We start from the raw sequence: 13,063 nt of genomic DNA on the forward strand, positions 1-13,063 counted from the left end.
TGATGCAACAACGTGATATAGTAGTGATAGGTGCTGGTCTGACAGGACTGAGCACCGCTTTCGATTTGAAGAAAAAAGGTCGCGATGTGGTGGTGCTCGAGAAGCAGAACCGCATTGGCGGACAGATACATACTCACACCGAGGATGGATTTACCTTTGAGAGTGGACCCAATACAGGTGTGGTGGGATTTCCCGAAGTGGCTGAGCTGTTTCAGGATTTGGAAGGCCGTTGCCAACTGGAGACGGCACGCGACTCATCGAAATGCCGACTGATTTGGAAGGGTAGTCGTTTTCATGCCCTGCCAAGCAGTCTGCCAGGAGCCGTCTTTACCCCTTTGTTCACGCTGAAGGATAAGTTCCGCATCCTGGGTGAGCCCTGGCGCAAGAAGGGTACCGACCCCGATGAACCCGTAGGTGCATTGGCATGCCGCCGACTGGGTCGCTCGTTCTATGAGTATGCTGTTGATCCTTTTGTGTCCGGCGTTTATGCCGGCGACCCTATGAAGCTCACTACCCGCTATGCGCTGCCTAAGCTTTATAATCTGGAGGCCAACTACGGCAGTTTTGTGCGTGGTGCCATTGCCAAGGCCAAAGAGCCAAAGACCGATCGTGACCGACTGGCCACTAAGAAAGTGTTCTCGGCTGTTGGTGGACTGCAGAAGCTGGTGGATGCGCTGGCTCAGAATCTGGATATCGTGACCGGTGCTGCCGGCATCCGTGTGGAGCCTGCCGAGGATAACACCTGGCGTGTGCTGTATAACGATGGAAAAGACGAGATACGTTGCAACCACGTGATCACCACCGTGGGTGCCTATGCGCTGCCCGAACTGCTGCCCTTCGTCAGTCAGGAACTGATGGCGCCTATCAGCAGTCTGCACTATGCACCTGTCATCCAGGTGTGTGTGGGCATCAAGAATACAGGTGGTATAGACTATCCTGCCTTTGGCGGTCTGGTGCCCAGTAAGGAGCAGCAACAGGTGCTTGGCATCTTGTTCCCATCAGCCTGCTTTGTGAAGCGTGCGCCTGAAGGTGGTGCACTCTATTCATACTTCCTGGGAGGCGTGCGCCATGCCGACTATCTGCAGAAGACCGACGACGAGATACGACAGTTGGTAGTAGAGGCCTTCCACCGTATGCTCAAATACCCGGAGGATGTAAAGCCCGACATGATTCGTATCTTCCGTCATGAGCGTGCCATCCCACAGTATGGTGCTGACAGCGGCAAGCGTTTCGAGGCTGTCAAGACCATCCAGCAGCAGTATCCCGGACTCATCATCGCAGGTAATCTGCGCGACGGCATCGGCATGGGCAACCGCATTCAGCAGGCTGCCGCTATAGCCGAGACATTCTAACCGATGTGGATGCCGTAGTTCTGTTTTACCTCGCTCATCACAAACGTGCTCTCGATAGAGGCCAGACTCTCTATCTCACCCAGTTTGTTGAGCACAAACTCCTGGTATTGCTTCATGTCGCGCGCACGTACCTTTAATAGGTAGTCGTAAGAGCCCGAGGTGTTATAACACTCTGTCACCTCAGGAATGCGCTGGATGCGGCGCACAAACGCATCGGCAATCTCGTGGTTGATATGCTTCAACTTTACATTGCAGAACACCTGTAAGCCCTGACCCAGCTTTTCGGGGTCGAGCACAGCAACATATTTCTTGATATACCCCTGACGTTCGAGTCGCTTCTGGCGTTCGAACACGGGGGTTGGTGTCAAATGCACAGCATCGGCCAGCTCTTTGGTGGTCAATTTAGCGTTTTTTTGCAGCGTTTTCAGTATCTGCAGGTCGGTTTCGTCTAATACTTCTGCCATAATTTAGAGTTTTATTCTGTTTCAGGGCTTAAATCATAGCCCTTTTGGAAAGATTTTCTTTCTTGACTGCAAAAATAGGCATATTTTCTGAATTATGCAAGAAGTTTGGAAGATATTTCTAAACGTTGTACCTTTGCACCCAGATAAACAAAGTTAAATTAAAAATTAAAGAAAGGAATCAAGTTATGAGTACAAGTAAGAATTATCGTTTCGAGACACTGCAACTGCATGTAGGCCAGGAACAGGCCGACCCCGCTACTGATGCCCGCGCCGTGCCCATTTATCAGACCACCAGTTATGTGTTCCACAATTCTCAGCACGCTGCCGATCGCTTTGGATTGCGCGATGCTGGTAATATCTACGGTCGCCTGACCAACTCTACACAGGGTGTGTTCGAGGATCGTGTGGCAGCACTCGAGGGTGGTGTAGCGGGCTTGGCAGTTGCCAGTGGTGCAGCCGCTATCACCTATGCCCTGCAGAACATCGTTCAGGCTGGCGACCATATTGTAGCAGCCGACAACCTGTATGGTGGTTCTTACAACCTCATCACCCACACACTGGCCACACAGGGCGTTAGCAACACTATTGTGAACGTGAACGACCTGGCAGCCCTCGAGGCAGCCATCCAACCCAACACAAAGGTTGTATATGCCGAGACTTTCGGCAATCCTAATAGCGATGTGCTCGACCTTGAGGGTGTGGCTGCTGTGGCACATAAGCATGGAATCCCATTCATTGTTGATAATACTTTCGGAACACCATACCTGATTCGTCCTTTGGAGCACGGCGCCGACATCGTGGTTCACTCTGCTACCAAGTTCCTGGGTGGTCATGGCACATCTCTGGGTGGTGTGATTGTTGACGGTGGCAAGTTCGACTGGAAGGCCAATCCCGATAAGTTCCCCACACTGGCTAAGCCCGATCCCTCTTACCATGGTATTGTGTTTGCCGATGCTGTTGGTGCTGCCGCCTACGTCACCCGTATCCGTGCCGTGCTGCTGCGTGACACTGGTGCCACCCTGTCGCCATTCAATGCCTTCATCCTGCTGCAGGGTGTAGAGACACTGAGTCTGCGTGTAGAGCGCCATGTAGAGAATGCCCTGAAGGTGGTTGACTTCCTGGCTAATCATCCCAAGGTGGCCAAGGTGAACCATCCAGCCCTGCAGAGCCATCGCGACCACGCACTCTACAATAAGTACTTCCCCAATGGTGGTGCCTCAATCTTCACCTTCGAGATTAAGGGTGGACAGGAAGAGGCCTGGAAGTTTATCGACGCTCTGAAGATCTTCTCACTGCTGGCTAACGTGGCCGACGTGAAGAGTCTGGTGATTCATCCATATACCACCACTCACTCTCAGCTTTCGCCTGAGGAGCTGGCCGAACAGCATATCACACCTTCAACCATCCGACTGAGCATCGGTACGGAGCATATCGATGACATCCTGGAAGACCTGAAACAGGCGTTCGACCAGATTTAAAAACAAGGAAACGGGGCTAAAAACCCCGTTTTTTGTTAATATACCAAACGTTTGGTATATAGAATGCCCTACTAAGGGGATTGTGGGTTCGGAAAAAATGTCGTACCTTTGCACTTGGAAATAAGTTCCAATTGAAAAAGAAATATTTATTTGTTATTAATTTAAAATAAGGTAAGGATTATGACTAAGATTGCAAAACAGCTGACTGAGCTCGTCGGCAACACTCCACTTCTTGAGCTCAACAAGTTTTCTAAGGCTAAGGGTCTTGACACTCCTGTTATCGCCAAGGTAGAATTCTTTAATCCTGGAGGAAGTGTGAAGGATCGTATTGCTCTGGCAATGATTGAGGATGCTGAAGCAAAAGGCATTTTGAAGCCCGGAGCAACCATTATTGAACCCACAAGTGGCAACACAGGCGTTGGACTGGCACTGGTATCTGCCGTTAAGGGCTACCACTTGATCCTTACCATGCCTGAGACCATGAGTGTAGAGCGTCGCAACCTGGTGAAAGCCTATGGAGCCGAGGTACGACTCACTTCTGGTAAAGACGGCATGCCAGGTGCCATCCGCGCTGCTGAGGAGCTGCGCAACAGCATTCCTGGAAGTGTGATCCTGCAGCAGTTTGAAAACGCTGCTAACCCCGCCAAGCACTATGCTACAACCGGTCCTGAAATCTGGCGCGACACTGATGGTCAGGTAGATATCTTCATCGGTGGTGTAGGTACTGGTGGTACCATCTCGGGCACAGGTAAGTTCCTGAAGGAGCAGAATCCTGATGTGAAGATCATCGCAGTAGAGCCCAAGTCGAGCCCTGTGCTGAACGGCGGTCAGAGCGGTCCTCACAAGATTCAGGGTATTGGTGCCGGATTTATTCCTAAGACCTACGATGCCAATGTTATCGACGAGGTGTTCGACGTAGAGAACGACGATGCCATCCGTACCGGTCGTGAGATTGCACAGCAGGAAGGTCTGCTGGTAGGTATCTCAGCAGGTGCTGCCCTCTATGCAGCCAGCGAGGTGGCTAAGCGTCCTGAGAACAAGGGTAAGAAGATTGTAGTGCTGCTGCCTGATACTGGTGAGCGCTATCTCTCTACAGTGCTCTACGCTTTCGAGGACTATCCACTGTAAGAGAAGAGTATAAGATAAGTTTATTTTAGAGAGATATAAAAGAAGGTGGCTGATCAATAACGATCAGCCACCTTGTGTTTTTATGCGTAGGAATGCATGCCTCCGAGGAAGTAGTTAACCCCAAAATAGGTCATCAGAATGGTGAGGAATGCCAGTACCATATATACATGATAGTTTATCTTGAGTTGGCGATGAGCCGGGGCTGCATAGATCATGAAGGTGATGAGTGCCCAGGTCTCTTTCGGATCCCACGACCAGTAGGTGCCCCACGACACGTTGGCCCAGATGGCACCGATGAAGATGCCGTAGCCCATGAAGGTGAGGGCAGGAAACAGCATCAGCTGCGACAGCAGGTGCATCTCTTCGCGCTTCTTGGGCATGATGAGTGCCGTGAGCGAGCTGATGAACGTGAGCGACAGCAAGGCGTAGGCCATCATGATGACCGACACGTGGATGGTGAGTAGAGGCGAGTTGAGCACAGGCATGAGGTGCGTCATCTGTGGGTCCATCTGCGAGATATGGCTCACCAGCAGGAAGAAACCTGCCAGCAGGAATCCGAAGGTGAGCATGATGGGAAACCGACCTCTGATCAGCATCGAAAGCAGCATGATGAGCCATGCCAGGGTGAGCATGGTTTCATAGCCATTACTCATGGGTATGGTGCCTGTAACAATCCAGCGCAGTGCCATACATACCGACAGCGCTACGAAGCACAAGGCCATCAGCACCAACGGGATGCGCGAACGCTGCCACTGCGGACGGAAGATATCCACAAAGAACATGACGAAGCCCAGCGTGAGGCACACCATGAAAAGAATGGTGGCAAAGGGGATGCGGTTATACAGGCGCTCGGCATCGATACGCATACTGCTGGGTAGCGAGCGCTCGCCAAAGGTGAGCTGATACTGCAGCAGTTTGTCGAGGTACTGATTTGCCACATCATAGCGGCCGGCCTGTATCTCACCATTCAGTCGGGTAAACACATCGCGCATGTATTTCTGGTGCTCCGGATCCATTGTCTCTGGCAGCGAACTGGTAGGTGCATACCAGGTGATGGTGCCCTTATCGTTGTAAGGGAAGAGCTTGAGCGGGATGCCCTCGTGTATCTGACTGATAAGTGCCTGCTTGTCCATCATCTTCATCTCCTTCTTCTCCTGCTTCAGGGGCTCTTTCACCCAGTCGTCGTAGAAGAAGATAAAGCCCGTGAGCACCTGTTCGGCGCTGAACTCCTGATAGTGGCGCTTGCCATAGAGCTTCTTGGTGAAGTCGAGTGCATAAGTCTGCATGGGGCACACACGTTCGTTGTACACTACAAACAGCTGTCCGAACTTATGAGCCGTCTCTTCCGGTAGTGCGCGCGGCGCTGCATGACCTAAGCTGAACACCATACACAGCAAGACTACAGCCGACATGCGGCGCAGCACCTGGCGATAGGCACCACGAGGGTCGATGAGCATCCATACCAGCGATACAAACAGCAGCGCATAGCCGCCGTAGGTAACGGGGATGCCCCAAGGGTCGCTGTTCAGAGCCAGAATACTGCCCTGCATATCCTCATCATAGTCGCTCTGATAGAGTCGGATGCCACGATGACTGGCTATCTGATTCATCGAGATGGTGGTAGGCTCGCCGTCGATAACCACATGCGAGATGTAGTCGGCAGGCGCTTTGGTACCTTCGTGATACGTTATCTCGAACGATTTGAGCGTGATGCTGAAGGGCAGCTGGTGGGTCACCATGTCGCGGGTGAGATAATGATTGGTAGTCTCACCCTGGCGCAGCAGTACAATGCCTTTCTGGGCAGTGAGATGCGTGAGCAATGCTCCAGCCAGGATAATCACGAACGACAGATGGAGCGCCACTACCGAGGGTCGGTGCACACGGCGCTTGATAAACCAGAACACTGTGGCAGCGGTCAGCAAGGCCCAGAGAGCCGAGAACCACCATGCACCATATATATGATCAGACACATAGCCTGTGCCCTGATATTTCTCAACAATCGTGGCGGCTGCCATCACGGCAACCACCACGACATAAAGGATGATTATTATTTGCTTCATGTTTATATTAACGCATACATACCATATTTATTATATGGATTCGATGAATTTTATCACTGCGTCGCGATCAGCTTTGGGCAGATGATAGAATTTCTCTGTTGGTCCGTAGGCATCCGACTGTTTAGAGTAGCCGTGCCACATGATAGCTTCGAGCACGCTGCGGGCACGACAGTCGTGCATACGGTCGTTGGCACCAGTGAGCTGCATTGACAGTCCGCGGCCCCAGAGTGGGGTGGTGCGGCACCAGCCAGTGCGGATGTCATTCTTCATCATCAGGCGATGCTGAACCATGTCGGTATAAGGCCAGATAGTCTGGTTGGGATATTTTGGCAGCATTTTTGCGGCATCCTTGCCCACGCTCTTGGCATAGCTCTTGATGCTCGCATCTACCCACATATCGTCGTTGCTGGTGGTCCATGAAGGACGGTGGCAACGCGCGCAACCCATCTCGGTGAACAACTGTTTGCCGCGCTGCACGTCGGCATCGTTCAGGTTGCGGGCAGCAGGAACAGCCAGACCGCGATGCCATACCATGAACTGGTAGTACTGCTTGTCGCTCATCTCGTCCTTGCCATTGTAAGGTGCTCCCTGGAAGAGGTATTTGTCAAAAATATCCTTTTTTGCTATTGATGAGCAGCTCAGTATCTCGTTCACACGCTGAGCGATACCCTCGTCGGTACCATCGGCATAGTAGGGGTGCAGGATGCTGAGTGGCGATGCACCATGCTCCTTGATATAGGCGATAACCTCCTTATCCTCACTCTGCGCCTTGGCCCATGCTGGTGTGGTGTAGAGGAAGTGGCGGTCGCTGCGGGTCACGTTGGTGATGTTCCAGATGGCGTTAGAGCCCGCACCATCCTGCAGCGAACCACGCGTCATGGCATAGGTGAAGCGCTTCAGCGGACCATGGCCATTGCGGAAGGTGCCCAGGTCGTTATAAGCTGCTGAGTAGTAGGCAGCAGGCTTGAAGGTGCCTGCAGCCTGATCCCACATGGCGGGGTTCAGTGTGGCATGCATCGACTCGGCCTTCCACTGTGCCTCAATATCCTCATCGCTGATGGCATCAAGCAGTCCGGTACCATATACACCGATGGTTGACTCCAAGCGCACCTCGTAGTTGGTGGGCTTAGGATTGGTGTTGAAGGCTGTCTGCGGAATAGTCACGTCGGGATAGATAAGAGAGTAGCTCTCACCATCCTCAAACTGCATAGGCAGTCCGCTCTCCATGGCTGTAACGTTCTTCCAGTCAATCGTGATCTGACTCTCATCGATAGGTGCCTTGAAAGGCGACATAGCCTGAGTCTGCGGCATACCTGTAACCTCGGTGATATAGCCGTTAGTATCAGGATGATAAATCACCAGCAGATAGCCGTTGCCAATGGTGTTGGCACGATACTCGGTCTGTCGCTTGCCATGACCGTAGCTGGGGTGGCAGGCGATACATGAGTTGCGCACCCACGCAGGACCTAAGCCCTTACGGGGCTCCTGCTCGAAGGTGTAGAGCTTCTCGAAGAAGCCTTCACCCGTGTTGAAGTCGTCCTCCATACCTGCAGCCTGAGCAGCTGGTGTGATGGCCGAATAGCTGGCCTTCTCGGTAGTACCCAGTTGTCCGCCAGGATACCACTCCTCGGCAGTGAAGTTGCCCGTGGCCTTACCAAATGACTGTTCTTCGGGTGTCAGCTGACCCAGGTCGCTGCCCGACTCATTATTATCGGAACATGCTGTCAGTCCTGCGACCGACAGCATTCCGAAACATATAACTTTAGAAAGTTTCGTCTTATACATTATATATATAATATTTGTTTAGTTGAATATCAGGTGCTTTTTTTCGACTGTTACTCTCCAGATGTAGAGTCCCAGTTATCAGGATCGTCGAAGTTCTTGCCCCATACCACGCTGCAGTATTTTACAAATGGTGTAGGCATGTTGCTGATACCCTCGATGGCACCAACATAGTTGCTCTCTACAGCAGCGTTCACCTTGTCGCTCTTTACGCTGGCAAAGAAGGTGTGGAAGCTGTAGGTGTTGGCCTTCTTGTCGGTAGAACCCAACCATACGTTGCGGATACTGCGGATGTTGTCGCGGAAGTCGGTGATAGAGTTGTAGCTATAGGGTGACTCTACATAAGCGATGTCGCCAGCAGAGAATGGGTTGGCAATCTTAGCTGTTCCTACCTCGTTGCAGATGGCTACACACGAACCCTCGTCGGCGCTCAGCACCTGTGCAATAGCGTCTTTCAGTGTGGGGAAGGTACTCTTGCTGCCGCTGATACCAGCCTGAGTGAGGTTCTCACCGTATGACAATCCAGCCTCGGTAGTGATGTCGAGACCTGCAGCCTTCACTACGGCCGCACGTGCTGCGTTGGCAGCTGTCTCACCCTCCCAGGCTACCTGAAGCTGGAAGCAGCGCTGCTTGAGCAGGTTGCAGATGGTCTGAGCATAAGCCAGCTCTTGAGCACCGCTTATCTTCTCAAAGTTGGTATAGGTGTCGTTGCCCTGCAGCTCAGCCACCTTACGGTTCTGACCGTTGCGGAACAGGATGAACTCCAGTGCGTGGAAACCAAGGATGGTGGCATCTTCAAGCATCTCGTCGTTCATACCATTATTAAAATAGTTGAGCAACAAGCTGCGGTTCAGTGGCCATGAGTCGATGGTAGGGTCGATATCGAAATCGCTGGCGGCGCCCATCAGGAAGGCCTCCGAGCGCTCCCAGTTCTGGCGAGCCTGCTTGAAGTCGGCACAAGCCTTGTCAATCTGAGCCTGAGTGATGTTGTTGACGGTCAGACCGTTGAGGGTCTTCTCCAGGTCCTCTACATCATCGGCCAACTGAGTGTAGGTAGGCACAATCACATTGCCAACCAGCGTCTCGAGCACCTTGTGCAGATAGGCCTCCTGAGCCTCGTTGAGCTTTGAGGTGGCAATGATGGTATTGGCATTCTCAAGCTCGTTGATGAGTGAGAGGCAGTTGTCGATAGCACCCTGACCGAAGGCCTTGCTGCTATAGTTTCCAGCTGTAGTATTCTGAGCGTAAGTGTCCTCATCTACCAGTGGGGTAGTGTTGACAACGTTGAACTCGTTATTGTTCTCTTCGTTGTTGTTCTCACTGTCGCTGCAGGCAGTAAATGAAAGTCCCAGCATCAGGACCGACATTGCGTAAATTGATTTTTTCATTGCTTTTTTTACGATTTATATGGTTATTACTAACTGTTCTTAGAGGAAGAATCCTTCGTAGGCCACGCCGATGTTGATAGAAGGCTCGTTGTTATACTGGCTCTTCAGGAAACGCTGAGAGTATTCGGCCTTGATCACAATCTGACTGATGGGGTGATAGTTCAAACCTACAGCCATACGCTTCACGGCGGTGTAGTCGTAGCTCACGCCTTTGGTGTCGCTGGCATAAGGATTGTAAGCCTCGTAGCGACCGAACACATACAGGCGCTCGCCCTGCTGGCGCATGCTCTGAATCTGCGAGAAGATGTCGTAACCAGCCTCTACACCCATGGCATAAGCATTGCTGCTCACAAAAGCCGAGTGCTTGAAAGGCGATTTAGAGTTCAGTCGGTTGTACATATACTTCAGCTCGCTGGCGTTGCTCAGATAGCCGTAGTCGGCCTGTCCGCGCACAATCCAGTTGTGGGCTTTATAAGTGAAGTCGATGGCGCCGATGGCCACCTTACCTTTATTAGTAGCACCAGTGCCGTTGGCATCATTAGGATAGGTGTTGCCGATGCTATGACCATAATAGCCGCTCAAACCGATGCGCAGACCGGGGATAGAGTAGTTGTCGATGCGCAGGGCAGTGGCATATTTGTTGGCCACATCAAACTCCAGTGGCGACTTGTGGCCCTTGTGAATCCAACCCACGTTGGTAAACTGGTCGGCATTCAAGCCAGCCAGGAACTGCGCCTCATAGCGGAATTTGCCATGGCGGCCCCAGAAAGATACACCCGTCTGGTGCCATGTGCTGGGCATGATGGTGTTCTCGCCTTCAGGACGGTAAACGGTGAAGTAGCTCAATGGCTCGTGGTGGGCATTGTTCAAACCTACAGGCACCACGATATGGCCTACGCGCAGGTTGGCCCAACGGGCAAACGACTTCTGCAGCCAGAACTGCTCCAGCTCCACCTCGCCGCCTTTCTCGGTTTCCTGTTCCCATTCACCGCCTTCTTCGTCTTCTTTCTCATAGGCGATGCCAGCACCACCGTGCTCAAACTCTATCTCGGTGCCAAAGCTCCAACCTTTACCAAAGTCGTAGCCAAGGTATATCACAGCATGGGGGATATCGAAACGTCCATGGCTAGGGTCGTTCTTATGCTCTTCGGGCTGACTATAGCGGCTCACGTGGTCGCTATAATAGTTGCGTGTGAAGTTAGCTTCGCCATAGCCACCAACGGTCAGGCGAGAAGTTTTAGTACTGTCGGCGCTGCTTGTCTGGGCACTTCCAGTTAAGCAGATGGCCATCATCATCAATGTGTTTACAATCCTTTTCATCTCCTAATTTTGTCTTTTTTAAGAATTCCGGGTGCAAAGGTACAGGTAAAATAAGAACAGTGCAATACCTAAAACTGAGTGTTTAGGCATCACACTGTCGGGAGATTCCTTAAATAATATAATCAATAATAGGTATTTATTTACCTAAAAACTTGGTATCGAGATAGGTCTGGAAGGTTTCTTTGTACATATCGCCTATAGGCAGATAGGTGTCGGCGTCCATGATGACACGATTCTTGTTCACCTCCTGTATCTTATTGAGATTGATGATATAAGAGCGGTGGATGCGCATGAAATTGCTGGGCAGACGTTCCTCCATCTTCTTCATCGAAAGCAGGGTGATGATGGGTTTGGACTCACCCTCTATCCACACTTTCAGGTATTCGCTCATGGCCTCGATATACCTGATGTTGGGGATGCTCACCTTTACAATGCGGTAGTCGGTTTTCAGGAAGAGCGAGTCGTCGCTATCGGTTGCAGGCTTTGCTGCAGCTACCGATTCGGTCAGTCGGTCCTTGATGCGATTGGCAGCACGCTGCAGGTCCTGCAAGCCAAAAGGCTTCAGCAGATAGTCAACGGCATTCACTTTAAACCCTTCTACCGCATATTCTGAGTAGGCGGTGGTGAATACAATCAGCGGCGGAACGGCCAGCGATTTCACAAAGTCCATACCGTTCAGGTCGGGCATGTTGATATCGCAGAAAATGGCATCAACGGTGTCGCTCTCTAAGTACGTACGTGCTTCGAGTGCGCTCTGGCATTTGGCAGCCAGTTCCAGAAACGGCACCTTATTAATATAAGCAGTGATCTGCTCAAGAGCCAGCGGCTCATCATCGATAGCTAAACAACGTATCATAGTGGTAAAACTAGTTTGACTGTGTAAATATCGGGTTCATCCTTAATGTCGAGCGTGTAGCGCTTGTCGTACAGCAGGTTGAGTCGTTTCCTGACGTTGGTCAAACCTACTCCTCCTTTCTTTTCCGACGTGCCGTTGGCTCCCTGTGCATTTTCTTTATGCAGCCTCTCGGCTTTGGAGTTCTGACAGTCAAAGTAGAGGTGGTCATTGTCTATCGTTATCTTGATGTTGATAAACGAGTCGTGCTGATAGCTCACCCCATGCTTGAAGGCGTTTTCGATAAACGTGATGAGCATCAGGGGAGGAATGGTTTTGTCGGGTGCCTCGGTGGGGAGATCAACGCTGATTTTCACCTTGTCGGTATAGCGCAGCTGCATCAGTCGGGTGTAGTTGCGGATGAACTCAAACTCCTTGGTGAGGGGCACGCCGCTCTTATCCCCCTCGTAGAGCACAAAGCGCATCATCTTCGACAGTTCCAAGATGGTGTCTTGGGCTTTCTGAGGGTTGATATCCACCAGCGCATGGATGTTGTTGAGCGTGTTCATGAAGAAGTGTGGGTTAATCTGATATTTCAGATATTCCAGCTGCTGCTCCAGATTCTGCTTTTCCAGCTCCTCCAGTTTCCGTCGGTCGTTGCTGCTGCGGAAGTAGAGCTTGGCACCCAGATTGGCGGCCAGCATCAGCAGTAGCATCACTCCCCCCATGATGTCGCGCTCACCAAAGTGGTGGCGCCTTGCGCGCATCTCATGTTCTTGGCGCAACTCGTGCCGTGGTGTTCTGTCGTCAGGCGCTGCCGGCTGAGGCATGCCGGGAGGCTCGTGCTGATCCATAGGATGCGGTTCGCGCATATCCATAGGATATGGTCCGCGCTGCTCCATAGGCGGTCGGCGGACCCCCATGTATCGGGGAGCGTATTGGTATTGGAATACCATATATCCTGCTATCAGCAATATCGTCAGTGTGGTGTAGAGCACACGGCGATGCTGGTGGATGAGCAGTGGTGCCAGCAGGAAGTTGTGCAGCAGAAACAGCAGGAGAAACACCCCAAACCGGTCCCACACCATCAGCACTTCGTGCCAGTTGAACACCGTTTCGGCCTCGTTCACGCTGCGCACTCCCAGACTGATGAGTGGGGCTGCAAAAAGCAGTCCCCACACCGCCAGATATAGCAGATTCTCCTGTCGAGATTGATTCTTCATCCAGTACATACCTATTACTACTAATAATAACGTGTG

10 protein-coding genes are annotated in these 13,063 nt (G+C 51.8%); 3 read left to right on the plus strand and 7 right to left on the minus strand.

Features of this window, described 5'->3' with window-relative positions:
* Nucleotides 1-2 precede the first annotated feature (2 nt).
* Nucleotides 3-1,352 (plus strand): protoporphyrinogen oxidase, encoded by a 1,350-nt coding sequence (gene hemG, locus T360_RS0101750; RefSeq protein WP_028911262.1) that lies wholly within the window; start codon nucleotides 3-5, stop codon nucleotides 1,350-1,352.
* Here the strand turns inward: hemG and T360_RS0101755 are convergent.
* Nucleotides 1,349-1,816, minus strand: coding sequence for an Lrp/AsnC family transcriptional regulator (locus T360_RS0101755; RefSeq protein ID WP_028911263.1), 468 nt, complete (start codon nucleotides 1,814-1,816; stop codon nucleotides 1,349-1,351). The two genes, hemG and T360_RS0101755, sit on opposite strands and share 4 nt — an antisense overlap.
* 185 nt (nucleotides 1,817-2,001) lie before the next feature.
* On the opposite strand from T360_RS0101755, the gene T360_RS0101760 reads away from it, so the two are divergent.
* Both T360_RS0101760 and cysK read left to right on the plus strand, forming a co-directional pair.
* Nucleotides 2,002-3,294: an O-acetylhomoserine aminocarboxypropyltransferase/cysteine synthase family protein gene (locus tag T360_RS0101760; protein ID WP_028911264.1), complete on the plus strand. Its 1,293-nt coding sequence runs from the start codon at nucleotides 2,002-2,004 to the stop codon at nucleotides 3,292-3,294.
* 180 nt (nucleotides 3,295-3,474) lie between these two features.
* On the plus strand, nucleotides 3,475-4,422 hold the full coding sequence (gene cysK, locus T360_RS0101765) for a cysteine synthase A (RefSeq protein ID WP_028911265.1): 948 nt from the start codon (nucleotides 3,475-3,477) through the stop codon (nucleotides 4,420-4,422).
* Between the two features lie 80 nt (nucleotides 4,423-4,502).
* Here cysK and ccsA read toward each other — a convergent pair whose 3' ends face one another.
* From ccsA to T360_RS0101795, 6 genes are all read right to left on the minus strand, one after another.
* A complete protein-coding gene (gene ccsA, locus T360_RS0101770) occupies nucleotides 4,503-6,482 on the minus strand; it encodes a cytochrome c biogenesis protein CcsA (RefSeq protein ID WP_036928452.1) in 1,980 nt (659 codons plus the stop codon).
* Nucleotides 6,483-6,512: 30 nt separating this feature from the next.
* Nucleotides 6,513-8,267, minus strand: coding sequence for a di-heme oxidoredictase family protein (locus T360_RS0101775; RefSeq protein WP_051523278.1), 1,755 nt, complete (start codon nucleotides 8,265-8,267; stop codon nucleotides 6,513-6,515).
* A 50-nt stretch (nucleotides 8,268-8,317) separates the two neighbouring features.
* The gene (locus T360_RS0101780; protein ID WP_036928455.1) at nucleotides 8,318-9,652 is read right to left on the minus strand and encodes an imelysin family protein; all 1,335 of its coding nucleotides are present in this window, start codon (nucleotides 9,650-9,652) and stop codon (nucleotides 8,318-8,320) included.
* Between the two features lie 39 nt (nucleotides 9,653-9,691).
* Nucleotides 9,692-10,972 carry an autotransporter outer membrane beta-barrel domain-containing protein gene (locus tag T360_RS0101785; protein ID WP_028911269.1) on the minus strand — a complete coding sequence of 427 codons (1,281 nt, stop codon included), beginning with the start codon at nucleotides 10,970-10,972 and terminating at the stop codon, nucleotides 9,692-9,694.
* A gap of 136 nt (nucleotides 10,973-11,108) precedes the next feature.
* Nucleotides 11,109-11,828: a LytTR family DNA-binding domain-containing protein gene (locus T360_RS0101790; RefSeq protein WP_028911270.1), complete on the minus strand. Its 720-nt coding sequence runs from the start codon at nucleotides 11,826-11,828 to the stop codon at nucleotides 11,109-11,111.
* Nucleotides 11,825-13,027 (minus strand): sensor histidine kinase, encoded by a 1,203-nt coding sequence (locus T360_RS0101795; protein ID WP_028911271.1) that lies wholly within the window; start codon nucleotides 13,025-13,027, stop codon nucleotides 11,825-11,827. Before T360_RS0101795 ends, T360_RS0101790 begins: the two co-directional genes overlap by 4 nt.
* Nucleotides 13,028-13,063 lie beyond the last annotated feature (36 nt).

It is taken from the genome of Prevotella sp. MA2016, assembly GCF_000619825.1.
Taxonomy (GTDB): Bacteria; Bacteroidota; Bacteroidia; order Bacteroidales; family Bacteroidaceae; genus Prevotella.

Bases quoted from the DNA above. Each gene is read 5' to 3' on its own strand.
- T360_RS0101780 (WP_036928455.1), bottom strand. From the start codon at position 9,652: ATGAAAAAATCAATTTACGCAATGTCGGTCCTGATGCTGGGACTTTCA.
- ccsA (WP_036928452.1), bottom strand. From the start codon at position 6,482: ATGAAGCAAATAATAATCATCCTTTATGTCGTGGTGGTTGCCGTGATG.
- T360_RS0101790 (WP_028911270.1), bottom strand. From the start codon at position 11,828: ATGATACGTTGTTTAGCTATCGATGATGAGCCGCTGGCTCTTGAGCAG.
- cysK (WP_028911265.1), top strand. From the start codon at position 3,475: ATGACTAAGATTGCAAAACAGCTGACTGAGCTCGTCGGCAACACTCCA.
- T360_RS0101755 (WP_028911263.1), bottom strand. From the start codon at position 1,816: ATGGCAGAAGTATTAGACGAAACCGACCTGCAGATACTGAAAACGCTG.
- T360_RS0101775 (WP_051523278.1), bottom strand. From the start codon at position 8,267: ATGTATAAGACGAAACTTTCTAAAGTTATATGTTTCGGAATGCTGTCG.
- hemG (WP_028911262.1), top strand. From the start codon at position 3: ATGCAACAACGTGATATAGTAGTGATAGGTGCTGGTCTGACAGGACTG.
- T360_RS0101795 (WP_028911271.1), bottom strand. From the start codon at position 13,027: ATGAAGAATCAATCTCGACAGGAGAATCTGCTATATCTGGCGGTGTGG.
- T360_RS0101760 (WP_028911264.1), top strand. From the start codon at position 2,002: ATGAGTACAAGTAAGAATTATCGTTTCGAGACACTGCAACTGCATGTA.
- T360_RS0101785 (WP_028911269.1), bottom strand. From the start codon at position 10,972: ATGAAAAGGATTGTAAACACATTGATGATGATGGCCATCTGCTTAACT.